Annotated in this window: 22 protein-coding genes and 1 other annotated feature; of the genes, 17 read left to right on the top strand and 5 right to left on the bottom strand. The window is 45.2% G+C overall.

Going from position 1 to position 22,876, the window contains the following annotated elements:
* Positions 1 to 4: 4 nt before the first annotated feature.
* The 13 genes from B5X77_RS22560 to B5X77_RS22490 all read left to right on the top strand — a co-directional run bounded on the left by B5X77_RS22560 (position 5) and on the right by B5X77_RS22490 (position 11,457).
* Positions 5 to 343, top strand: coding sequence for a hypothetical protein (locus B5X77_RS22560; RefSeq protein ID WP_079510140.1), 339 nt, complete (start codon positions 5 to 7; stop codon positions 341 to 343).
* 17 nt (positions 344 to 360) lie between these two features.
* Positions 361 to 1,065 (top strand): heme ABC exporter ATP-binding protein CcmA, encoded by a 705-nt coding sequence (gene ccmA, locus B5X77_RS22555; RefSeq protein ID WP_079510139.1) that lies wholly within the window; start codon positions 361 to 363, stop codon positions 1,063 to 1,065.
* Complete coding sequence (locus B5X77_RS22550; RefSeq protein ID WP_079510138.1) at positions 1,062 to 1,745, top strand: heme exporter protein CcmB; 684 nt, start codon at positions 1,062 to 1,064, stop codon at positions 1,743 to 1,745. Before ccmA ends, B5X77_RS22550 begins: the two co-directional genes overlap by 4 nt.
* The gene (locus tag B5X77_RS22545; RefSeq protein WP_079510137.1) at positions 1,745 to 2,455 is read left to right on the top strand and encodes a cytochrome c biogenesis protein; all 711 of its coding nucleotides are present in this window, start codon (positions 1,745 to 1,747) and stop codon (positions 2,453 to 2,455) included. The genes B5X77_RS22550 and B5X77_RS22545 overlap by 1 nt, the downstream gene beginning before the upstream one ends.
* 20 nt (positions 2,456 to 2,475) lie before the next feature.
* On the top strand, positions 2,476 to 2,607 hold the full coding sequence (locus B5X77_RS22540) for a CcmD family protein (RefSeq protein WP_079510136.1): 132 nt from the start codon (positions 2,476 to 2,478) through the stop codon (positions 2,605 to 2,607).
* A gap of 15 nt (positions 2,608 to 2,622) precedes the next feature.
* Positions 2,623 to 3,129: a TlpA family protein disulfide reductase gene (locus B5X77_RS22535; protein ID WP_176167406.1), complete on the top strand. Its 507-nt coding sequence runs from the start codon at positions 2,623 to 2,625 to the stop codon at positions 3,127 to 3,129.
* Between the two features lie 90 nt (positions 3,130 to 3,219).
* Entirely contained in the window at positions 3,220 to 3,744 is a 525-nt protein-coding gene (locus B5X77_RS22530) for a cytochrome c3 family protein (RefSeq protein ID WP_079510354.1), read from the top strand.
* Complete coding sequence (locus tag B5X77_RS22525; protein WP_079510134.1) at positions 3,737 to 5,170, top strand: ammonia-forming cytochrome c nitrite reductase subunit c552; 1,434 nt, start codon at positions 3,737 to 3,739, stop codon at positions 5,168 to 5,170. Before B5X77_RS22530 ends, B5X77_RS22525 begins: the two co-directional genes overlap by 8 nt.
* A gap of 509 nt (positions 5,171 to 5,679) precedes the next feature.
* On the top strand, positions 5,680 to 6,864 hold the full coding sequence (locus B5X77_RS22515) for an MDR family MFS transporter (RefSeq protein ID WP_079510132.1): 1,185 nt from the start codon (positions 5,680 to 5,682) through the stop codon (positions 6,862 to 6,864).
* A gap of 151 nt (positions 6,865 to 7,015) precedes the next feature.
* Entirely contained in the window at positions 7,016 to 7,543 is a 528-nt protein-coding gene (locus B5X77_RS23540; RefSeq protein ID WP_257391876.1) for a CueP family metal-binding protein, read from the top strand.
* 90 nt (positions 7,544 to 7,633) lie between these two features.
* Positions 7,634 to 8,998, top strand: coding sequence for a sigma-54 interaction domain-containing protein (locus B5X77_RS22500; RefSeq protein ID WP_079510129.1), 1,365 nt, complete (start codon positions 7,634 to 7,636; stop codon positions 8,996 to 8,998).
* A 346-nt stretch (positions 8,999 to 9,344) separates the two neighbouring features.
* Positions 9,345 to 10,664, top strand: a complete 1,320-nt coding sequence (locus B5X77_RS22495) for a GntP family permease (protein ID WP_079510128.1) — start codon at positions 9,345 to 9,347, stop codon at positions 10,662 to 10,664.
* Between the two features lie 16 nt (positions 10,665 to 10,680).
* On the top strand, positions 10,681 to 11,457 hold the full coding sequence (locus tag B5X77_RS22490; RefSeq protein WP_079510127.1) for a 3-hydroxybutyrate dehydrogenase: 777 nt from the start codon (positions 10,681 to 10,683) through the stop codon (positions 11,455 to 11,457).
* A 43-nt stretch (positions 11,458 to 11,500) separates the two neighbouring features.
* Here the strand turns inward: B5X77_RS22490 and B5X77_RS22485 are convergent, their stop codons facing one another.
* The 4 genes from B5X77_RS22485 to B5X77_RS22470 form a co-directional block, all read right to left on the bottom strand.
* Positions 11,501 to 12,208, bottom strand: coding sequence for a LutC/YkgG family protein (locus tag B5X77_RS22485; RefSeq protein WP_218970317.1), 708 nt, complete (start codon positions 12,206 to 12,208; stop codon positions 11,501 to 11,503).
* A complete protein-coding gene (locus B5X77_RS22480) occupies positions 12,202 to 13,632 on the bottom strand; it encodes a LutB/LldF family L-lactate oxidation iron-sulfur protein (protein WP_079510125.1) in 1,431 nt (476 codons plus the stop codon). Before B5X77_RS22480 ends, B5X77_RS22485 begins: the two co-directional genes overlap by 7 nt.
* A 203-nt stretch (positions 13,633 to 13,835) precedes the next feature.
* The gene (locus tag B5X77_RS22475; protein ID WP_079510124.1) at positions 13,836 to 14,552 is read right to left on the bottom strand and encodes a (Fe-S)-binding protein; all 717 of its coding nucleotides are present in this window, start codon (positions 14,550 to 14,552) and stop codon (positions 13,836 to 13,838) included.
* A gap of 55 nt (positions 14,553 to 14,607) precedes the next feature.
* Positions 14,608 to 15,576, bottom strand: a complete 969-nt coding sequence (locus tag B5X77_RS22470) for a nuclease-related domain-containing protein (protein WP_176167404.1) — start codon at positions 15,574 to 15,576, stop codon at positions 14,608 to 14,610.
* A gap of 358 nt (positions 15,577 to 15,934) precedes the next feature.
* Positions 15,935 to 16,155 (top strand) — a binding site (T-box leader).
* Positions 16,156 to 16,235: 80 nt separating this feature from the next.
* Here B5X77_RS22470 and leuS point away from each other — a divergent pair.
* From leuS to B5X77_RS22455, 3 genes are all read left to right on the top strand, one after another.
* Positions 16,236 to 18,650 (top strand): leucine--tRNA ligase, encoded by a 2,415-nt coding sequence (gene leuS / locus B5X77_RS22465; RefSeq protein WP_079510122.1) that lies wholly within the window; start codon positions 16,236 to 16,238, stop codon positions 18,648 to 18,650.
* Between the two features lie 179 nt (positions 18,651 to 18,829).
* Positions 18,830 to 19,141, top strand: a complete 312-nt coding sequence (locus B5X77_RS22460) for a rhodanese-like domain-containing protein (protein ID WP_079510121.1) — start codon at positions 18,830 to 18,832, stop codon at positions 19,139 to 19,141.
* A 61-nt stretch (positions 19,142 to 19,202) separates the two neighbouring features.
* The gene (locus B5X77_RS22455) at positions 19,203 to 19,388 is read left to right on the top strand and encodes a sporulation protein Cse60 (protein WP_079510120.1); all 186 of its coding nucleotides are present in this window, start codon (positions 19,203 to 19,205) and stop codon (positions 19,386 to 19,388) included.
* Between the two features lie 268 nt (positions 19,389 to 19,656).
* Here B5X77_RS22455 and B5X77_RS22450 read toward each other — a convergent pair whose 3' ends face one another.
* Positions 19,657 to 20,925: a BaiN/RdsA family NAD(P)/FAD-dependent oxidoreductase gene (locus B5X77_RS22450; RefSeq protein ID WP_079510119.1), complete on the bottom strand. Its 1,269-nt coding sequence runs from the start codon at positions 20,923 to 20,925 to the stop codon at positions 19,657 to 19,659.
* A 291-nt stretch (positions 20,926 to 21,216) separates the two neighbouring features.
* On the opposite strand from B5X77_RS22450, the gene B5X77_RS22445 reads away from it, so the two are divergent.
* Entirely contained in the window at positions 21,217 to 22,845 is a 1,629-nt protein-coding gene (locus B5X77_RS22445) for a putative polysaccharide biosynthesis protein (RefSeq protein WP_079510118.1), read from the top strand.
* Positions 22,846 to 22,876 lie beyond the last annotated feature (31 nt).

Below are 22,876 nucleotides of genomic sequence, written 5' to 3'. Positions count from 1 at the left end.
TTGAATGGCACCTGCCTATCATCCTGAATGGCTCGTGAATTTCTGGCTGGCGGCTCCTGGTTTGAACCTGTTGAATCCCCATTTTGTGCTGATATTTTTTGGAGCAGTGGTTACGCTGAATTGGTTTTATCAAAGAAAAAATCGGTCGGCACCCGAAGACACAGAGGAGGAGCAGTTGTTCAGGCACCTTTTACTAAGAAAGAAAGTGATCGAGGAAGAACTTGCCGGACTTCCAGGCAGGCTGGTCTCAGCAGAAATTACTGAAGAAACGTTTAACAATAGAAAGCTCGAGTACCATCGCCAATTAACCGAGGTAAACAAGGAACTGGAACAATACACTTGATGAAAGAGTTGGGGACCATGCTGGAATTAAGAAAAATGACCAAGATGCTGGGGGATAAGCTGATATTGCGAAACATCACCCTTACTTTGGAAAAAGGGGAAATCCTCGCAGTAATAGGGCCTAACGGTGCAGGGAAGAGTACGTTTTTCAAATGTACGGTCGGATTGCTGCAGCCAACCAGCGGGGACATCCTGCTTGATGGAAAGCTGGTTAAGAAAAACTCAGCACAGATTAAGCAGCGAATTGGCTTTTTAGGTCATGAATCATTTCTGTACAATAACCTGTCCCCGCTCGAGAATCTAAAATTTTACGGTAAGCTTTACAAGGTGAAAGACCTTGACAGGAAAGCAAATGAACTTTTGAAGGAAGTCGGTCTTTACCTCTTCAGGGATATGCCAATCAGGTCGTTCTCAAGGGGAATGATGCAGCGGCTGGCGATTGCCAGAGTGCTGCTGCCTGACCCGGAAATTCTGATGCTTGATGAGCCGCACACCGGACTCGACCAGGAGGCGGTTGCACTATTGAATCAAATCATTAAAAACAAACGGGACAGCGGGACATCGATTCTCATCATTTCTCATGACTTTGAACAAGTACATGCACTTGCTGACAGGGCAGCCCTGCTGAAGAAAGGGAGAATCATCGCTGCCAGGCAGCTTGGAGAAGATGTTACCCTCGCTGAGATGAAGCAGTGGTACGAGGCAGAGGTGAAAAGCTCATGATGTCAATCATTAGAGATGCATGGACGATTGCCAGCAAAGACCTTAACAATGAGATCAAGACGAAGCAGACGATCGGGATGATGGTCATCTTCTCCAGTTTGGTGGTCCTTATCTTTAGCTTCGCTTTCGATCCGACGAACAATATGGTGAAGGCTGTCATTCCGGGCCTTGTCTGGCTGATCACCGTGTTTTCCGGGATTCTTGGACTGAATCGATCCTTTCTGTCTGAGCATGAAAACGATGCATTGACTGGATTGCGCTCTGCACCAATCGATCCTTCAAGCATCTATCTCGGAAAGGTTTTAGCGAACTTTATACTCGTAACGGCAGTTCAGCTTGTAAGCATCCCGGTTCTATTCCTGCTGTTCGACTATCGCTTTCTTGGGAAAATCAGCTGGTTCATCCTTATTGTCGTCATCGGAACACTGGGCTTCATCATTGTCGGCACATTCCTTGCAGCACTGTCGGCAAACGCCAAAAACAGTGAAATGCTCTTGCCAGTTTTGCTGCTGCCGCTTTTAAGCCCGCTGCTGATTGCAGGTGTACAGGCGACGAGAATCGTTCTGGAAAATGAAATGATCGCCGATGCGGCGTCCTGGATCAGGTTGATGGCCGCTTATGATTTATTGTTCCTGGCAGCGTGCTTTTTCTTATTCGAATTTATTATGGAGGGGTCTTGATGAAAAGGAATACGGGCATGATCGACCGGATCTTGCTGTTTACGTTGATACCGTCATTTTTTATTGCACTTTATCTGATTTTTATTTGGTCGCCAGTTGAAAAAATGATGGGTGTTACCCAGAAAATATTTTATTTCCACGTTGGCAGTGCCTGGGTAGCCTTCCTCGCTTTCGGTGTCGTTGGATATTACAGTGTGAGGGTGCTGATCAAACCGAAACTGCGGCACCATATCAATGCAGGAATCTCTGCCGAAATCGGCGTCCTGTTCACCACGATTACATTGATTACCGGGATGATCTGGGGAAAATCAAGCTGGAATACATGGTGGACCTGGGAACCGCGCCTCGCTACAACCCTGATTCTCTGGTTCATCTACGTTGCTTATCTGTTCGTCCGCAAGATGGACGGTTCAATGGAAAAAATCGCAAGGCTGTCAGCTGTTTTTGGCATCGTTGGCGTCATCAATGTCCCGATCGTTTTCATGGCCATTCGCTGGTGGAATACGAAGCTTCACCCAATCGTGTTCGGGGAAGGGAAAAGCCAGTCAGGGGGCGGGATTGAACCTGATATGCTCGTCGCACTGCTGTTCTCCATTTTTACGATTACCCTGCTCTACGCGTTCTTGATGCGCAAAGGAATCGAGATTGAGAAAATGAGGCATGTCGTCAAAAAGGCTAAATTAAAAGCAATGGAAAAGCTTGCGGGTTAACTATAAAGGAGGAATAGAAAATGACTTACTTATTCATGGGTTATACAGTGATCTGGACTTTGATTGCAGGTTATGTACTCGTGCTTGGCCGACGCCAGAAGCAGCTGAAGAAAGAAATCGAACTACTTGAAGAATGGAACTCAGATTTTTAAAAGCGGGTGATGAAGATGCTCAAAAAAATTGTTCCGGTTATCGTGATCGCTGCCGTTCTGGGACTCCTAGGCTTTTTGGTCAGCGGTCTGGGCGGGAAGACATCCGCACAGGCTGGTGACCAGGCCATCGATTTTGAGCTTCAGGATATCGATGGCAACACCTATAAGCTTTCCGATTTTAAAGGCCAGCCGGTGGTCCTGAATTTTTTCGCAACCTGGTGTGCGCCATGCATTGAAGAAGCGCCTGAACTTGAAGCATTCGGCAAAGAGTATAAGGATGCAAAGCTATTGATCCTTGCCAAAGGCGAATCGAAAAGACGGATGGAAAAATACATTGGCGAAAGCGGCTCAAAGCTTACTTATTTACTGGATACAAAAGAAGAGATATCAAAAGAATACAACGTGATCGGTCAGCCTGAGACCATCATCGTCGACGGAAACGGAATCATAGTTGAACGCTTCTCCGGCCCCACAACGAAGGATGATTTAATAGCGATCATCCAGGAAAAAACATCACCTTGACCTTGGTTAAAGCACTATTGTGTTTTAATAAGACTGTTTTGCAGCAGCCTTTAGTAGATTGCGATGAGGGAGGTGAAAAAGGTGAAAAAGATGCTGAAAAAGCTGTTGGGGATAGACAAGAAGATGCTGTTATTCATTGGTGTTTTTGCTGGAATCATTGTTTCTGTCGTGACTGTCAAGACGCTGGCTTATACGGATTCACCGGAGTTTTGTTCAAGCTGCCACATCATGACAGAAGTCCATGACTCATTTTCTGATTCCAATCACGCCGGCCTGGCCTGCGGGGATTGCCATTTGCCGCACGAGAATATGGTCAAAAAATATACCTATAAGGCAAAAGCAGGCATGACGCATGTGTATTTCAATACACTGGGGGAAGCAAAAATACCCAAGGTGCTCCATGCAACAGGAAGCTCTGACGAAGTCATAAATGGAAACTGCATCAGCTGCCATGAAAACACACTGGATAATGTATCGCATGATGCAAAAGACAGCTGTTCAAGCTGTCACCAGGCAGTGCCGCATGGCAAAGGCTTCAAGACAGAGGATTATTTTAAACCGCCTAAACCAGGCGAGCTTTTAGAGAAAAAAGGAGGTACGATGAACAATGGCTAGAAATTTCCGCTGGGCCTATTTGCTCCTTGCGGCTGTCATGCTCATCATAACAGGCTGCTCCAGTTCAGATGAAAAAGCAACTTCAGCCAGTGAGCTGAAAACGGGGCTAAGCAAAGATGAAATCAGCAATGAGGCATTCAAGGATCTTTTCCCGCTTCAATATGACAGCTATAAACAAAATGAAAAAATGGAGGACACCAAATACAGCGGTTCCGTCAAACGAAGCAAGTTTGACCATGATAAGGAACCGTATTTGCCTGTTCTTTTTAACGGCTACGGGTTTGCCACAGAGTATAACGAGGACCGCGGCCATATCTATGCAAATGAGGATATCCGGGCAATTGCTCGTATTACAGACAAGTCAATCGGTTCATGTCTGACATGTAAATCGACTGCTGTTCCCCATATGATTGAGGAAATGGGCGATGACTACTGGAGCGGCAATTTTAACAAAGACATCTGGCCGAAAGCAGAAGCAATGGGACACTCACCAATCGGCTGTTCAGACTGCCACGACCCGCAGACCATGGATTTGCGCGTCACCCGACCTAGCTTCATCAAAGCTATGGAATCTCAGGGCATCGACATGTCCAACCCAACGAAAAATGACATGAGGAACTACGTCTGCGGGCAGTGTCACGTAGAATACTATTTTGCAGCTGATAACGGGGAAGTTACTTTTCCTTGGGCAAATGGCTTCAAGCCGGAAGACATGTATGAATACTATGAAACTACCGCCAAAGAAAAAGGCTTCGAGAAGGACTGGGTGCACAATATCTCGGGAACGCCAATGCTAAAATCCCAGCACCCTGATTTTGAGACCCATATCGAAGGTCCGCATGGCGAAGCTGGCGTCACATGTGCAGACTGTCACATGCCATATGACAGGGTAGACGGCAAAAAGAAAATCAGCTCACACTGGTGGACATCGCCACTGAAGACTATGGATCAATCATGCGCAACCTGCCATACCAACAGGGATATGGAAGAGCTGAAAGAACGTGTAATCGGTATCCAGGATACACATATGGAAGCCCTTCATAAGGCTGAGGATATTTCAATTACCTCACACTATTATGTGAATAAAATGATCACATCAGGAGTAAGCGAAGAAAAAATCAAGCAGGCTCAGGAGCATATCAGAAAAGGACAATGGTTCTGGGATATCGTAGCGGCTGAAAGTTCGGCAGGATTCCATAATCCGCAGGGAGCTATGGATTCATTGAGGGTTTCCATTGAAGAATCGAACGCAGCAATCAATATTGCCATCGAAGAACTGACCAAGAAAGGTGTAAACCTGGAAGAAGTCAAAACGGAGATTGAAAAAGTGAAGAAGGCTGTTTACGACGAAAAAGATAACTTCAAGAAGAAAGACAAAGCAGTCAACAGTTACTTCCCGGCACAACAGCCAGCTCCGAAAAAATAGAGAATAGTACATTTAGAGAATAGATAAATAGGAAAACACTGTGCAAATGGTACTTTGTACGGTGTTTTCTTTAGTTTTGCAGAAAAGTGGATGGGTGTCAATTATTCCATGTTCAAATCTGACATGTTATCTGGAGCTTAGCCTTTGACTGCCAAAAATAGCTGCATTTCAGAAAAAACAGTAGAAGAATCCAGTAATGCATGCAGCAAACATTAAGAATCCTCCGTCCATCCCCGCTATATTCTGCTCAGACATCTTTTATTCCGCGAAACTACCCGATAATTCCGCGGAAATAGCAGTTTATTCCGCGAAACCAGCGCGCGATTCCGCGAAAATGGCATGTAATTCCGCGAACTGGAAAAAATTAAACTATTTTTCCAGTCAAACCCCCAAAGAAATAGAAAATTTAAACTTCAAATTCCATTAGAAATTCCTATTGCAACCCTAGATAAAAACCTCTAAAATTACTTTGACATTCGCAAATTAATCAGTGAAAGAAGGCGTTTTTCATGCCTAGAGCCTTGTGGCTTTTAATTATCGGGATGGCAGTCAATGTTACTGGTTCCTCTTTTTTATGGCCTTTGAATACAATCTATATACATGAACATTTAGGCAAGTCACTGTCCGTTGCGGGTATCGTACTGATGCTTAATTCTGCAGCCAGTGTCATCGGCAATCTGTTTGGCGGAAGCCTTTTTGATAAAATTGGCGGTTACAAGTCTATCATTCTCGGAATCGGCATTACGATTCTGGCACTGATGGGATTGACCTTTTGGTCCGGATGGCCGCAGTATATTTTCTTTTTGACCCTGGTTGGTTTTGGCTCGGGAATTGTTTTTCCGGCGATGTATGCGATGGCTGGATCGGTCTGGAAGGAAGGCGGCAGGAAAGCATTCAACGCTATCTACGTGGCCCAGAACCTTGGGGTCGCTGTTGGTGCCGCGCTAGGCGGACTTGTAGCATCCTACTCGTTCCAGTTAATATTCATGGCGAACGCAGCCATGTACCTGATTTTCATGATGATTGCGGTTTTTGGCTACCGCAGCATCAATACACGTGCGGCGGCGCAAACGAACGTCCTTCAGGAAAACGGAGCGGTCAAAAGCCATACCAAGCTTTATGCACTGCTGATCCTGTCAGTCGGCTATTTGCTTTGCTGGGTCGGTTACGTACAGTGGCAAACAACAATTGCCGCTTATACCCAACAGCTGAATATCTCCCTGAACCAGTACAGCATACTCTGGACAATCAACGGTGCCCTGATCGTCCTTGGGCAGCCAGTTGTCAACCGACTGATTAAGCCGTTCCAGAATAAAATGAAGCTGCAAATCATCATCGGGATGGTTATCTTCATGGTTTCGTATGCTGTCGCGGCTGGGGCTCAGGCTTTTTCTGGATTTGTAGCTGGAATGGTGATACTGACCGTTGGCGAGATGCTGATCTGGCCAGCAGTGCCTACCATCGCGAATGACCTGGCTCCAAAGGGGCGCGAAGGCTTTTATCAGGGGATCGTCAACAGCACAGCAACCGGCGGGAGGATGGTCGGTCCGCTCATGGGCGGAATCCTTGTCGACCTGTACGGCATGTCGATGTTATTTGCGATACTGATAGCAATCATATTCATCGGGATTTTCACAACCGTAATATACGACCGGAAATTGAAAGAAGCACATAAGGTCGCTGCAAGCGCGTAATACATGAGAGAAGCTGCTCACATTGTTCAGCTTCTTTTTTATGACACAATTTATGCATTTTTTCTCGATAAAAAATGCATATTTTCACTCTATGATAGGACTATGAGTTTATAATATAACCATAGTTTGAAAGACAAGGAGGTGAATGGGGTTGAAATTTAAACTCCTCGGAATGGCCTTATTGGCTGCCGGTTTACTGGCTGGGTGCAATAGCGGCGAAAAAACGGCAGAACCTGAAAAACAACAGCAAAACATCAAGGAATTGGTGAGTGATTACAGCTCGGGCAAGATCAAGGGCGACAATGCCTCCATCACCTCACATGAACTGATGGTCGCCGACAGTGAAGGAGAAAAGAAAGTCTACGATCTATCTGGTGAAGATTTCTTTGTCTCGATCGCTCCTTATGAAAATGAAACCCATCCTTGAACGAATCATAGCTTGACAGGTTGTCAAGGTGAGATGGTTGAGGAAGAGTTTGATGTTTATATTGAGGATATGGATGGCAAAGTGATTGTCGATGAGAAAATAAAATCACAGGCCAATGGATTTATCGACCTGTGGCTTCCTAGAGATCAAAAGTATACCGTTTTGATCGAACATAACGGAAAAAAAGCAGAAGCGGAAATCTCCACTTTTAAAAATGATAATACCTGCATTACCACAATGCAGTTGATGTAAGGAAGAGCACTCAGTTGGGTGCTTTTTATTTTGTGTTCATTTATTTTCTGAAAAGTATGATAAAATCAAAAGAAAAAACAGGGGACAAGGATGAATACGAAGCTATTACATATACCCGCAGATATCATTGAAACCATTGTCGAGAACGCGTTTGAGTGGCTGGTCGTCGTTGACAGGGAAGGAAGGATCATTTATATCAATCACAATTATTGCGAATTCCTTGAGGTAAACCGAGAAGAAACGATTGGCAGGCATGTGACCGAAGTGATTGAGAATACAAGGATGCATATTGTCGCCAAGACAGGCAAGGAGGAACTTGCGGACCTGCAATATATCAAAGGTAATTATATGATTGCTAACAGGGTGCCAATTATCAAAAACGGTGAAGTCATTGCTGCGTTCGGGACAGTGTTTTTCAGGGATACTCAAGAATGGATGAAAATGGACAGCCATGTCAAAAGTCTGATTACAAGGATGCAGCCTTACATCCAAAAAATTGATTCAGGCGTTAAATACACGCTTGATGATATATTGGGAGAATCCCAGCAAATTATCAATCTGAAAGAAAAAGTAAAAATGGTATCAAACAGCGATATTTCTATCCTGATCAGGGGAGAAAGCGGTACAGGAAAGGAGCTTTTTGCACACAGCATCCACCAGCTCAGCAGCCGAAGCCAGAAACCGTTCATCAAGGTCAACTGTGGAGCGATACCGGAAAACCTTCTCGAATCGGAGCTCTTTGGATATGAAGAAGGGGCGTTTACCGGAGCAAAAAAGGGCGGCAAAAAAGGAAAATTCCAGCTGGCCGACGGAGGAACGCTTTTCCTGGATGAAATCGGTGATATGCCATTGAGCATGCAGGTCAAGCTGCTGCGCGCTTTGCAGGACGGTGAGATAGAGCCGATTGGCTCGACCAGGTCTGTATCGGTGAATGTACGTATCATTGCGGCCACGAACCGGCCGCTTGAAAAGATGATTGAGGAGAAGCGGTTCAGGGAGGATTTGTTTTACCGGGTAAATGTCGTTCCATTCAGCGTCCCGTCATTAAGGGAACGCGCCGAGGATTTATCGCTTTTAATCGATCATTTTATAAACAAAGTCACCAACCGGCTGGGTAAGCGGATTGCTGGAATTGACCGTCAAGTGATGGCCGTATTGAAATCCTATAGCTGGCCGGGAAATATCCGTGAGCTTGAAAATATTATTGAGGCGGCGGTCCACCTGACCAAAGGGGAGCAGATCACTCTCGAATCACTGCCGGATTACATGCAGACGCAAAACGCCATTTACCGGTTCAACAATAAAAAGCTTAAGGATATTATGGAGGAAACAGAAAAATGGGTGCTGAAGCAAAGCCTGGAAAGAAATCAAGGTGACAAGATACTTACAGCCAACGAACTTGGCGTCAGCAGATCCACACTTTATGATAAGCTCAATAAACACGACCTCTTGTAGTCCGAAAATCCGGAATGATATCCGGATTTTCGGACTTTCTTTTTTTCTAGTATTTTATGAAAAGTTATCTACTGTGTAAATGGTAAAAAAACAACAAGTGCTGGACAGGTAAGTACCTTCATAATCTATTAATTTTAAAACGGACAAATATACTATTGTCCAGAAATCCGGATTAAGACAACTGAAAATTCAGAATAAACCCAGAAATAGACGTGTTTAAAAAGTTGGCACGGAAGTTGCATTAAAGATAAACAGCAATTTTATTTACCATTTATGTAAGCGTTATCAATAAAAAAGGAGGGCAGTTCTGGTTGTTTTTTATTTTAAATAACAAGGGGGAAAAGAAATGCTGAGTATGATTGGATTGATTGGCGGTCTGGCTTTATTAATTTATCTGACGATGAGGGGAATGAATCTGCTAATTGTCGGACCGATCTCTGCGTTGTTTGTTGCTGTGTTTAGTGGTATGCCATTGTTTCCGCAGCTGGCTGAGGAAGGAGCTGCCAACTTTGTCGGCAACTACATGGCCGGCTTCTCTGGATTTGTAACGTCCTGGTACATGATGTTCCTGCTTGGGGCCATTTTCGGCAAGGTCATGGAAGACAGCGGAGCAGCTGACAGCGTTTCCGAATTCATTGTACAGAAATTGGGAATGAAGTATGCGGTGCTCGCAATTGTCGCTGCCTGTGCAATATTGACATATGGAGGCGTAAGCTTATTCGTTGTAGCATTTTCAGTATACCCAATGGCACTGAGCTTGTTCAGGCAGGCCAACTTGCCAAGGCGTTTTATACCTGCAGCACTTGCCTTTGGTTCTGTTACTTTTACGATGACATCTGCTGGTTCTCCGGAAATCCAGAACTGGATTCCAATTGAGTTCCTTAATACTTCTCCGCTTGCAGGCTGGGAAGTCAGTGCCATTGTTGCTGTCTTTATGATGATTTTTGGATACTGGTGGCTGAAACGGATGATTACAAAGGCCATCGCAAAAGGAGAAAAATTTGAAGCCAGAAAGACGGATCCAACAATGGAAAAACGAGAACTGCCACATCCACTTATGGGGCTTATCCCATTAGTTGTGGTATTGGTCATCTCATTCGTCTTCCATGATTCATTGAAGCAATCAGCCCTTATTATTGCCCTGCTTGGAGGAGTGGTATCTGCTTATTTGTTAAATCGCAAGTATTTCAAAAATTTCTGGGAGGCCCTTTCAGAAGGAACAATGGGTGCCCTGATTGCCATCGGCAACACAGCTGCGGTTGTAGGCTTTGGCGGTGTCGCGAAAGCCGTTCCAGCTTTCCAGGTAGCTGTTGATACAATGACCAATATTCCGGGAAGCCCCCTGATCGGTGCGGCGATTGCCGTCAGTGTCATTGCCGGGATGACAGGGTCTGCCTCCGGCGGTCAGGCAATCGCTCTGCCACTGCTTGCTCCGCATTATCTGGATATGGGGGTCAATCCTGAAGCGCTTCACAGGGTAGCGGCAATATCCTCCGGAGCACTAGATTCATTGCCGCATAATGGCTATGTTGTCACCACTGTCCGTGCCATCTGTGGCGAGTCCCATCAGGACGCGTATAATCCTGTTGCAGCAGTAACTGTCATTGTGCCGGCGATTGGTGTGGCAATTGCGATTGTTCTTTTCTCACTTGGATTAGGTATTTAACGAAAGGAGACACATAATGGTAAAGGATAAGGTTCTTTTGATCACCGGGGCCGCCCAGGGGATCGGGTTTGAGATTGGAAAAAGTTTTGCTGAACAGGGCGGGAAGGTTTTTTTGACAGACTTACAAGAAGGCGCTGTAAAAAAAGCAGCCGAGAGCCTGCGGCAATCAGGACATGAAGCTTTTGGCTTGAAATGTGATGTTACAAATGAAAAAGACATCGAAAAGGCAGTAGTGAAATGTGTCGATCACTTTGGCAGTGTCGATGTTCTCATCAATAACGCAGGCTTGCAATATGTTTCGATGATCGAAGACTTCCCTACCGAAAAATTTGAGCTGTTGATCAAGGTCATGCTGACAGCACCTTTTGTCGCATTAAAGTATGTACTGCCAGTCATGAAAAAACAGGGTTTTGGCCGGGTAATCAACATGGCGTCGATTAATGGGCTGGTGGGTTTTGCTGGGAAAGCAGCATACAATAGTGCCAAGCATGGGGTCATTGGGCTGACAAAGGTGGCAGCACTTGAAACAGCACAGCACGGAATAACAGTAAACGCAGTCTGCCCGGGGTATGTCGATACTCCGTTAGTTCGCAATCAGCTATCAAGCCTTGCGGACACAAGGAATGTCCCATTGGAAAAAGTTCTTGAAGAAGTTATTTTCCCGCTTGTACCGCAGAAACGCCTGCTGGCTGTCGAAGAAATCGCCAATTATGTGCTTTTCCTTGCCAGTGATTCTGCGAAAGGAATCACCGGCCAGGCGGCGGTCATTGATGGCGGCTATACGATTCAATAAAAAAACGGGCTGATCTTCCTTTTTGGAAGTCGGCCCGTTTTTTTTACAAATCTTCAATTACAATATAAGTAGCTTTCACCGGTCCATGCACTCCAACGACAAGGTTCAGCTCGATATCGGCTGAATTGCTTGGACCGGTAATGAAGTGGATGCAGGGTGCGACTCTTTTACCGGAAAGATGGTTTTCTCTAAGTTTTTGTGCTGCCTGGGTGATTCGCGGCACGATTGTGCTTTTGGGAACCAGCGCAATATAAGTGGCCGGCAGGAAGCTGACAGTCCGCCCTTTATCTTTGTCGCTGAACAGGACGACTGTGCCAGATTCAGCAAGAGTCATCTCGCTAATGGTAAGACCGACATTTGCCTTCTCTGCTACACGGATATTTTCTTCGCCTTTTAGGTAATCCCATTCATACACTTCGAATTCCTGATTAAGCATAGGGGTCAGGCCCCACTCTGTAAACCGGCTGTCCTTCCAGGTAACGATTGGACCGCCGCCATAACTCTGTATTACCTCATTCAAGGTTTCTGGCAGTTTTTTAGTATCTGACATGACTAAACTAGTATGGATTTTCAGACACTGGTTCTTCAGGACTTCAATCAGTTCATCAGAAGTGGCATTTTTTAAAACCTCATCCTGAGGACGGTGCTTCCATTTTGGAACATTGACCCCGTTTGGTCGCCGGCTTCTGCCTAATGAGCTGGCTACATTGTTTAGAAATGCTTCACGGTTTTGAATAGTCCCTGTCATGATTCACCGTCTCCTTTTTCCCTGTTTTTGAACCAGTCCCGGAACCGTTCTTTATTAGGAGCAGGGAATTCTCTGATTTCTGTCCAGGCCTTCAAAGGTCCGGGACCATTTGAAATTTTATCACCGGCAGTAAAAGGAGTCATCGCCGCCGGGGCTGCCTTAGAGCCGAAATTGTAAAGCATCGGGGAGGCGGCTCCAAGTCCGAATGCCTTCATGGCAAGCTTTTCAGAGATCGGTGCTTTGCCTTCCTGTTCTACGATGACCTGCCGATGCTTGTGCAAAAGCTGATGGAGCGGAATTTTTACCGGACAAACCTCCGTACACGCTCCGCACAGGGTCGAGGCATACGGGAGCTCCTTGTAATCATCATACCTGCCGAGCAGCGGAGAAAGCACGGCACCGACTGGTCCGGAATAAATCGATCCATAGGAATGGCCGCCGACATGGCGGTAAACTGGACAAACATTAATGCAAGCTGCACAGCGGATGCATTGCAAAATAGGCTGGAACTCTGTGCCCAGTATATTTGAACGGCCATTATCAACAATCACCAGATGGAATTCTTCAGGGCCGTCGACATCCAGTTCCTCGCGCGGACCTGTCAGGACGGTGATATAGCTCGTCAGTTTCTGGCCAACCGCGCTTCTGGTCAAAAGACTGACAAGGACCTCGAGTTCGTCGAACGTCGGGACCAGCCTCTCCATCCCCATCACGGTAATTTGTGTCTTTGGGAGCGAAGTAACAAGATCGGCATTTCCCTCATTGGTCACCAATGCAAACGATCCAGTTTCAGCCACGGCAAAATTGCATCCAGTGATGCCGATATCTGCAGTCAAGTATTCCTGCCGTAGCATTTCCCTGGCATGCCATGCGAGCTCCTCCGGCTTCTCTGTCTTCTGGTAGCCGAGTTTTCTGGCAAAAACATCCCTGATTTGCTCCTTGTTTTTATGTAAAGCCGGTACGACAATATGCGATGGCGGATCATGATCATCAACCTGGAGAATATATTCTCCAAGATCTGTTTCGACCACTGTGCAGCCCGCTTGTTCAAGAGTGGAGTTAAGATTGATTTCCTCCGTCACCATCGATTTGGCTTTGACTACTTTTTTCGCATTCTTTTTTCTGACGACATCTTTGATGTAATCCGTAGCCTCTTCAGCAGTCTGGGCAAAGAAAACATGGCCGCCGCGGCTGGCAATATTTTCACTGAGCTGTTCCAGGTAAAAATCCAGGTTCTCCAGGACATGCTGGCGAATTTCCTCACCGTGGTTCCGCCATTCCTCCCAATTGCCAAGTTCATCTGCAGCATCCTGCCTGCGTGTCCCCATCCGTTCCTGGGCACCCGCAACCGCCCCACGCATGAAAGAGTCATGGATGCCGGTTTGCACACGTTCCTTAAAGTCGTCAGCTCCGATTTTCATTGGCATGTGAATCCCTCCTTTAATCAGAAATTCGGATGGCAGCAGCTTCATCTGCTCATGCAATCTGAGTGTTTTATAACGATGTTTTGATGATGCAATTTTAGTGATTTCAAGCTTGATTTTGCTACTACAAATTCAAGTAAAAACGAGACGTTATATTCTTAGTAATCTATACTTTTATTTGCTCATTCCAATAGCAAATCGAAACGTTACCTGCTGTTCAAAACTTCAGCGATATGCAGCACCCTGATTGGCTTACCTTGACGGTCAATCCTGCCGCCTATGTTCATCAGGCAGCCGGCGTCTGCGCCAATCAAATAGTCCGCTCCCGTTTCTTCGATATGCATCACTTTTTCGTCCACCATCTGTTCGGAAATTTGCGCCATTTTTACGGAAAAAGTACCGCCGAAACCGCAGCATTGCTCCTTGCCGGGAAGCTCGGTGATTTCAAGCCCTTTTACATTGTTTAAAAGAATCATAGGTGCCTTTTTTATACCCAGCAGTCTGGTCATGTGGCAGGAGGTATGGTAGGTTGCCTTTCCTTCAAACTTAGCCCCGACATCTTCGGTTTTTAAAACATCGACAATGAATTGCGTCAATTCATACGATTTAGCTGCCAGTGCACGGGCTTTCGGTTCCCAGACCGGGTCTCCCTTGAAGACGTGGGCATACTCATGGAACATCGTAATGCATGAACCGGATGGGGAGACTACATATTCGGCATGAGCAAACACATCGATCATTGACTTCATCGCTGCTTTCGCTTCTTTTACATACCCGCTGTTAAAAGCTGGCTGCCCGCAGCAAACCTGGGATTCCGGAAAATCAATTTCGCAGCCAAGCCGCTCCAACAATTCGACCGTCGCTTTTCCAACATTGCCCTGGAACAAATCAACCAGGCAAGTCGCAAACAACGTCACCTTCATATGGCCCGCCTCATTTCCTCTAACTTTTTACTTTTATAGTACTATATTAAGTTGGTCAGCTGAAAAAATCTTTTGGAGGGGAATAGGTTCTGTTTTTGGTGGTGCCGGTAATGAGAAGATCCATAGAATGGAGGATTCGAGTGACAGTATCCTCTGAATTAATATGGAGGAATTTCCTCAATTGGATATTGGTTAAAACAGGACCATACAAAAGAAAATAGTCCTTCACAGCAGCCTTGTGAGCGTCTCTTGATGTCTTGCCGCAATTTTTGCATAACCAGGTCCCGTGAATGCGCTCCATCCTAAAAACGCTGCAATGGGGACACTGGACACCGGTGATAAGATCCTGGGGATTATCCAGTGATTTGGGGTCGGGGATGAATGGTTCATGTAGTTTGAGCAACAGCCTGGTAACTTTTTTAATATCCTTCTTTGTCAGTTTTTCTTTATTTTGCTTTGCTTTTAAAGTGGATATCTTGAAAGGGATTCTTGCTGCGCGACATAGTCTATGGGTTACTTCTTTATTGTGGGCAGGATTTTTGATAATCGTCTGGGGATTGCTGATGGTAACAAAAACCTCGATCGGAGGCAGTGGAAGTTGATGTTTGAGAAGCAACTTGGCGAGGTGGGAACTTTGGATTTCTGCTTGTAAAATCGGGTTGCTATACGCCTTCTCTACACCTTCGGAATTTTGGAGCAATTGATCCAATTCAGGGTCGAGTTCAATTGTGCCTGCTAAATTTTTTGATTCGATGACTGCTATAAACCAGGCGCTGACGATCAAAGTATCTATTTGGAAATGACCGTTATGGTGGGGGAGCCTGAGGTACTGAAAAATTGTTAAGTCGTCGTCGGGAAAAAGGGAAAGATAGTAATCTACTTCTTTTTCCCCCTTGTATCCTGCTTTCCATCGGTTTAATTTCGATAGGAATTCTGGTTTTCGAGGGTGGTGATCAGGCAAACGGCGGGTAATGGCTTCATAAATGAGGATTTCCATGGGGATCGTGCGATATTTTGCGATCACTTGCATCACTCCATATTAAGTTTTACCAAATACATTCGTTATCGCAGCTGAAAATCCTTTATTTATACATGGAGATTATTTCGTTATGAGAAAAACGGGGGAATCCCGCGATATATTAGGTTTATTCCGCGAAAACTCACCATAATTCCGCGAAAGTGCCAGTGGATTCCGCGAAATTCCAGCATGATTCCGCGAACTGGAAATTCCGCACGATTTTTTCCAAAAATGTGTCCATAAAACAAGGTATTATTCCTACACAAATCCTATAGAACATTCATAAACTACTTTCCATAATCATTTATTCCATCCCCGCTTGCATCCGGGAGGGAATTTTATTACAATAACTCTATATTCATAACGAAAGACTTCGACAAGGAGTAGTAGTGGTGTAAAACCTGATTTAGAGAGCTGGCGGCCGGTGCAAGCCAGACAGGATCCATCATGAACTCGCCTTTGAGTCGCAGACGTGAACAAACATGTAGCGTTTGCCGTTTTCCGCGTTAAGGATGAATGAAGCGAGTGTTACACACTAATTTGGGTGGTACCGCGGGAGATCATACATAACCTCTCGTCCCTTTTACAGGGGCGGGAGTTTTTTATTTTTCTGGAAAAAATCCATCCGCTAAAATAAATCTAAACCAAACAGGAGGACAGTTACGATGAGTTTTAACCATCAGGAAATCGAGAAAAAATGGCAATCGCATTGGGAACAAAACAAAACATTTAAAACAACTGAAGATAAAGGGAAAGAGAAGTTTTATGCGCTTGATATGTTCCCGTATCCATCTGGTGCCGGACTTCACGTTGGCCACCCGGAAGGCTACACAGCGACTGATATCCTTTCACGCATGAAAAGGATGCAGGGTTTCAACGTCCTTCATCCAATGGGCTGGGATGCTTTCGGGCTGCCGGCAGAGCAATATGCACTGGACACTGGTAATGACCCGGCAGAGTTCACAGAGAAAAACATTAACACGTTCCGCCGCCAGATTAAGGCGTTAGGTTTTTCATACGACTGGGACCGAGAAGTCAACACGACTGATCCTGAATACTACAAGTGGACGCAGTGGATTTTCCTAAAACTTTATGAAAAAGGCCTTGCGTATATTGATGAGGTAGCGGTTAACTGGTGCCCCGCACTTGGAACTGTTTTGGCAAACGAGGAAGTTATAGATGGAAAAAGTGAGCGCGGCGGACATCCGGTTGAGCGCCGTCCGATGAGACAGTGGATGCTTAAGATCACTGAGTATGCAGACCGCCTGCTTGAGGATTTAGACTTGCTTGATTGGCCGGAGAGCCTGAAGGATATGCAGCGCAACTGGATCGGCCGTTCAGAAGGTGCGGAAATCACCTTCAACATCGAAGGACATGAGGGCACATTCACTGTGTTCACAACTCGCCCGGATACACTTTTCGGCGCAACATACGCGGTGCTTGCACCAGAACACCAGCTGGTGGATAAAATCACAACAGCTGAGCAAAAGGCTGCTGTTGAAAAATATATCGATGAAATCAAGAGCAAGAGCGATCTTGAGCGTACAGATTTAGCGAAAGACAAAACTGGTGTCTTCACAGGGGCTTATGCGATCAATCCAGCAAACGGCGGCAAAATGCCGATCTGGATTGCCGACTATGTTCTTGCATCATATGGAACAGGTGCAATCATGGCCGTTCCTGCGCATGATGAGCGCGACTATGAGTTTGCTAAAAAGTTCGATTTGGAAATCAAGGAAGTCGTGGCCGGCGGAAACGTCCAGGAAGAAGCATATACTGGCGACGGTGATCACGTTAACTCTGAATTCCTTAACGGCATGAACAAGGAAGAGGCCATCGGCAAGATGATTGCATGGCTTGAGGAAAAAGAAATTGGGACGAAGAAGGTCACTTACCGCCTTCGCGACTGGCTGTTCAGCCGCCAGCGTTACTGGGGTGAGCCGATTCCAATCATCCACTGGGAAGATGGCACAATGTCAGCCGTTCCAGAAGACCAGTTGCCTTTAGTTCTTCCTAAAACGACGGATATCAAGCCTTCTGGCACAGGGGAGTCCCCACTTGCCAATATCGATGACTGGGTGAATGTTGTGGACCCTGAAACAGGCAAAAAAGGCCGCAGGGAAACGAATACAATGCCGCAATGGGGTGGCAGCTGCTGGTACTATCTGCGCTATATCGATCCGAAGAACGACAAGGCACTTGCTGATAAGGAAAAATTAAAGCAATGGCTTCCTGTTGACATCTATATTGGAGGAGCGGAGCACGCGGTACTCCACTTGCTTTACGCTCGTTTCTGGCACAAGGTTCTATACGATGTAGGCGTTGTCCACACGAAAGAGCCATTCCAGAAACTTTTCAACCAAGGCATGATTCTTGGTGAGAATAACGAAAAGATGAGTAAGTCTAAAGGCAATGTCGTCAATCCTGATGAGATTGTTGAGAGCCATGGAGCTGATACACTTCGTCTTTATGAAATGTTCATGGGACCGCTTGAAGCATCCATTGCCTGGTCAACCAACGGCCTTGATGGATCACGCCGCTTCCTTGACCGCATCTGGCGTCTGTTTATCGACGAAAACGGCGGCTTGAGCACTAAAATCAAGGATTCTGACAATCAGAACCTTGAAAAGGTATACCACCAGACAGTGAAAAAGGTAACAGAAGATTATGAAGGACTTCGCTTCAACACAGCCATCTCTCAAATGATGGTATTCATCAATGAGGCCTATAAGGCTGAGGAGCTTCCAAAAGCATACGTGGAAGGTTTCGTGAAAATGCTGGCACCGATTACACCGCATATCGCAGAAGAACTGTGGGCTAAGCTTGGCCACAGTGAGTCAATCACATATGCTGCATGGCCAGCTTACGATGAAGCAAAACTTGTTGACGACGAAGTAGAAATTGTTGTCCAGGTGAATGGAAAAATCAAGGCGAAGATGATGGTTCCTGCAGATGCAAACAGGGAAACTCTTGAGCAAATCGCCATGGACGACAATATCGTTAAAGAACAAATCGACGGCAAAACAGTCCGCAAAGTCATTGCGGTACCTGGGAAGCTTGTCAATATTGTCGCTAACTAATACCTTGTTTAAGAGGGTCGTTTAATGACGGCCCTTTTTTAGGCAATTCTTAAATACCCCATTAGGTTTATTCTTTGTAATGTAAACAGAGTTTCTATATAATAAATAGGGGAAAATACAATATGGTATTGAATCCTTTAATATGGATCAACTTTATTTAAAATTGGAGGTAATGACTAATGAATAAAATTGAGACAATCTCAACTGAAGAGCTTCAACAGAAACTGGAAGCAGGGGAAAAGCTTGAAATGGTCGACGTACGTGAGCATGAGGAAGTTGAATCTGGAATGATACCGGGAGCTAAGCATATTCCTATGGGCGAAATTCCTGAAAGACTGAATGAATTCGACAAGGACAAGGAATACATCTTCATCTGCCGTTCAAGTGCACGCAGCGGCAATGTCTGCCATTATATGAACGAACAAGGATACAAAGTCCGCAATATGGTTGGCGGCATGATGAGCTGGGGCGGAGAAACAAAACGACCATAATTATAAAATTCTGAAAATCTGGCCAGAATGGATGGTAAAAAGGAAGGAAGGAAGACTTACCATGATCCAGGTCAGAATGTTTGATCATGAACATGAAAAAGACTTAGAACAGGACATGAACCAGTTCTTACAGAAGCTTGATGAAAAAAAGCTAGTGGACATTAAATACAATGTCGCCGTCATACCCGAAGAAGAGGATGAAGAGCAGATCTACTGCTTTTCAGCCATGGTTGTGTACAGAGCCTGAGAAATCCTCAGGCTCTGTTTTTATGTGGATTAACCATGACGGACAGAAACGAGAGTTGAGAAATAGTATAATGTCCGCCATGAGGGAGCATGACGGACAAAAAACAGTGGGAAACTAAGAAAGTGTCCATTATCACTGTCATGACGGACAAAAACCAGTGAGAAAACTGAAAAAGTGTCCATCATCAACGCCATGACGGACATAAACCAGCAAAAATACTAAAAAAGTGTCCATCATCAAAATGATGACGGACACTAAGTTTTCTATGTTATTTTTGCAGAGCAAACTGAGCTGCATTTGTTCCGGCGAGCCTGCCTGTGACAAGTGCCGAGGTGATATTGTAGCCACCTGTATACCCGTGGATATCGAGGATTTCACCGCAGAAATAAAGTCCTTCTGCTTTCTTGGATGCCATCGTTTGCGGCTCGACTTCTTTAACGGAGACGCCGCCGCCGGTGACGAAGGCTTTATCAAGCGGAAGTGTGCCGTTGACCTTGAATTCGAATTGCTTGACTGATTTCGCAAAACTCCTGATTTTTTCATGTCCGAGCTGGCCCCCCTGCATGGCTGGATCGATTTCATTGCGCTCTAGCAGGAACATCAGATAACGTTCAGGCAAAAGTCCTTTAAGCAGATTCTTGATTGTTTTTTTCGGCTCGGCTTTTATCAGTTTATTGATTTCCTGAAAGACCTCTTCTTCTTTCATGTCAGGCAGGGCATCGAGTGACATGACGACCTCTTTCAGGTTCCATTTTTGCATCGCTTTGACGACGAACTGGCTGCAGCGGAGGACCGCTGGACCGCTCACGCCGAAGTGAGTGAAAATCATATCCATTTTGTGAGTAATCAATGCTTTACCCTTTGGATTAAGGACGCTGAGTGCTATTCCTCTCAGAGAAAGTCCCTGCAAAACTTTTTCCTTTATAAACGGCTCAGAAGAGGTTACAGGCACTTCTGTTGGGAACAGGGTAGTAATTGTATGGCCTGCTTTCTCCGCCCATGCATATCCATCGCCAGTCGAACCAGTGTGTGGAACAGATTTTCCGCCGACGGCTATGATCACACTGTCAGCAAAAAATCTTTCTCCATTCTTCAATTCAACCGACTCTGCTCTTCCCTCGATGTAATGGACATCCGCTACAGGGGTGTTCGTCTTAATTTCAACTTTCAAATCTCCAAGCCTGGATAAAAGCGCATCGACAACAGATTGAGCTTTATCTGAGACAGGGAACATCCGGCCATGATCTTCTTCCTTAAGCTGTATTCCTAGCCCTTCGAAAAATGAAATGATATCTTCATTGCTGAAAATGGAGAGCGCACTGTATAAGAAGCGCCCATTTCCGGGTATATGTTTAATGATTTCATCCACTGGAAGACGGTTGGTCACATTACAGCGTCCTCCCCCGGAAATCGCGAGTTTACGTCCAAGCTTGTCCCCTTTATCGATGAGCAGCACTTTAGCACCCTGCTCGCCAGCAGCAATCGCAGCCATCAGCCCGGATGGTCCGCCGCCAAGAACAATTACATCGTATTTCATTGCTTCACCAACTTTTCGTTTCACTTTTTTAATTGCTGTTGTGCACTTTTCTTATTATAATGCATCTCTTCATTAAAAACATTGCCACGAATGAGAAATTCAAACATATCCAGCCTGAAAAACTGGCAGTCCAGTTGAAGAAGGAGTAAACTAGGGAATGCAGGAATTCTGCAGCGGGGATGCAGGGAATTTCTGTATCTGTTGATAAATATCACGGTGTGGGATTGTGTTTATGGTAAAATACAAGTTTGTAAACCGATTTTATTTTATAGATTGAAAAGTAGGGATTATATGTCATCTAAGCTTTTAAGAGGGACGTTCATATTGACACTTGGCACGATTTTATCAAAGGTGCTTGGGTTGTTTTATGTTATTCCCTTTTTCGCGATTGTAGGCCGGTATGGAACTGCTCTTTACTCGTTTTCTTATATTCCGTATACGATTTTCATAAGCATAGCTACAGCAGGGGTTCCGCTCGCTGTCTCTAAATTCATTGCAAAATATAATGCTCTTGAAGAATATTCGGTAGGCAGGAAATTATTCAAGTCTGGTGTTGTCGTAATGCTCGCGACAGGCATTCTGGCGTTTTTGGTCATGTATTTGACAGCACCGGGTCTTGCCGAAATGGTTATTGAAAAGGGCAGTGATGAAAATGTAAAAATTACATCCGAGGATGTTACAACGGTGATTCGTGCAGTGAGTTTTGCCTTGATCGTTGTTCCATTCATGAGCTTGATCCGGGGTTTCTTCCAGGGTCATCAATCAATGGGTCCATCTGCTGTATCGCAAGTTGTAGAGCAAATTGTACGGATAGTTTTTGTGCTGGCAGGGGCATACGCAGTATTGAATATTTTCGAGGGGGATATGGTCACAGCAGTTGGTGTGGCTACATTTGCAGCATTTATCGGGGCGCTTGGGAGTCTGGGTGTGCTTGGATGGTACTGGGTGAAGCGGAAACCTCATCTAGATAAGCTTCTTGAGGAAGATAAGAAAACTATGGATATTTCCTTAAAAGATATTTATAAGGAAATCTTGCTTTATGCAGCACCATTTGTTTTCGTAGGGATTGCCAATCCGCTGTTCCAATTCATAGATATGATGACATTCACTAAAGCGATGACATCGATCGGCTTTAGTTCAAATGAAGCAAGCTCTGCTTTTTCAGTATTAAATTTTGAAACACATAAGCTGGTGATCATTCCAGTATCTCTGGCTACGGCTTTTTCATTGACACTGGTACCGAGCATCACCAAAGCATTCACAGAAAACGATAGAAAAGGGATGAGGAGGCAGTTAGACCAGACGTTCCAGGTCCTCATGTACTTGACGGTGCCTGCAGCTATTGGCATTTCACTGCTTGCAGAACCTATGTATACTGTTTTCTATGCACATGATAACCTTGGAACAGAAGTGTTGACCAGCTACGCGCCAGTAGCGATTCTGTTTGCCCTTTTTTCCGTCACTGCGGCCATCCTTCAAGGAATAAACGAACAGCGTTTCACGATTTTAAGTTTATTGACCGGATTATTGGTGAAGCTAACTTTTAACATTCCAATGATTAAGCTTTTTGAAACGCAAGGTGCTGTAATTTCCACTGCGATAGGTTATTTGGCAGCTATTCTTATCAACATATATGTAATCAAAAAATTCGCAAGGTATCCAATGGGATTTGTAGCCAGAAGGATTACTCTTATCCTTGTCTTTTCAGGATTGATGGCAGGTGTAACGGCTGCATTCTATGAGATGCTTGTCCAGTTCCTGTCTCCCGCTTCAAAGTTCCAGTCGATTGTGATTATTGCCATTTCTGCACTGGTGGGTGCGGGAGTGTACTTCTACCTGGGTTTGCGTACTAAATTGGTAGACAGGCTCTTTGGGGACAGGGTTACCAGGATTAAGCGTAAATTAAGGCTGCCCGTCTAATAAGGAAAATGGCCTTCATAACTGAAGGCCA

The sequence above is a fragment of the Mesobacillus jeotgali genome, assembly GCF_900166585.1.
In the GTDB taxonomy this organism is placed as follows: Bacteria; Bacillota; Bacilli; order Bacillales; family Cytobacillaceae; genus Mesobacillus; species Mesobacillus jeotgali_A.
This window is presented reverse-complemented; position numbering and strand designations above follow the sequence as displayed.

Coding starts and splice junctions, on each gene's coding strand:
- B5X77_RS22560 (WP_079510140.1), top strand. CDS start 5: ATGGCACCTGCCTATCATCCTGAATGGCTCGTGAATTTCTGGCTGGCG.
- ccmA (WP_079510139.1), top strand. CDS start 361: ATGCTGGAATTAAGAAAAATGACCAAGATGCTGGGGGATAAGCTGATA.
- B5X77_RS22550 (WP_079510138.1), top strand. CDS start 1,062: ATGATGTCAATCATTAGAGATGCATGGACGATTGCCAGCAAAGACCTT.
- B5X77_RS22545 (WP_079510137.1), top strand. CDS start 1,745: ATGAAAAGGAATACGGGCATGATCGACCGGATCTTGCTGTTTACGTTG.
- B5X77_RS22540 (WP_079510136.1), top strand. CDS start 2,476: ATGACTTACTTATTCATGGGTTATACAGTGATCTGGACTTTGATTGCA.
- B5X77_RS22535 (WP_176167406.1), top strand. CDS start 2,623: ATGCTCAAAAAAATTGTTCCGGTTATCGTGATCGCTGCCGTTCTGGGA.
- B5X77_RS22530 (WP_079510354.1), top strand. CDS start 3,220: ATGCTGAAAAAGCTGTTGGGGATAGACAAGAAGATGCTGTTATTCATT.
- B5X77_RS22525 (WP_079510134.1), top strand. CDS start 3,737: ATGGCTAGAAATTTCCGCTGGGCCTATTTGCTCCTTGCGGCTGTCATG.
- B5X77_RS22515 (WP_079510132.1), top strand. CDS start 5,680: ATGCCTAGAGCCTTGTGGCTTTTAATTATCGGGATGGCAGTCAATGTT.
- B5X77_RS22500 (WP_079510129.1), top strand. CDS start 7,634: ATGAATACGAAGCTATTACATATACCCGCAGATATCATTGAAACCATT.
- B5X77_RS22495 (WP_079510128.1), top strand. CDS start 9,345: ATGCTGAGTATGATTGGATTGATTGGCGGTCTGGCTTTATTAATTTAT.
- B5X77_RS22490 (WP_079510127.1), top strand. CDS start 10,681: ATGGTAAAGGATAAGGTTCTTTTGATCACCGGGGCCGCCCAGGGGATC.
- B5X77_RS22480 (WP_079510125.1), bottom strand. CDS start 13,632: ATGCCAATGAAAATCGGAGCTGACGACTTTAAGGAACGTGTGCAAACC.
- B5X77_RS22475 (WP_079510124.1), bottom strand. CDS start 14,552: ATGAAGGTGACGTTGTTTGCGACTTGCCTGGTTGATTTGTTCCAGGGC.
- leuS (WP_079510122.1), top strand. CDS start 16,236: ATGAGTTTTAACCATCAGGAAATCGAGAAAAAATGGCAATCGCATTGG.
- B5X77_RS22460 (WP_079510121.1), top strand. CDS start 18,830: ATGAATAAAATTGAGACAATCTCAACTGAAGAGCTTCAACAGAAACTG.
- B5X77_RS22455 (WP_079510120.1), top strand. CDS start 19,203: ATGATCCAGGTCAGAATGTTTGATCATGAACATGAAAAAGACTTAGAA.
- B5X77_RS22450 (WP_079510119.1), bottom strand. CDS start 20,925: ATGAAATACGATGTAATTGTTCTTGGCGGCGGACCATCCGGGCTGATG.
- B5X77_RS22445 (WP_079510118.1), top strand. CDS start 21,217: ATGTCATCTAAGCTTTTAAGAGGGACGTTCATATTGACACTTGGCACG.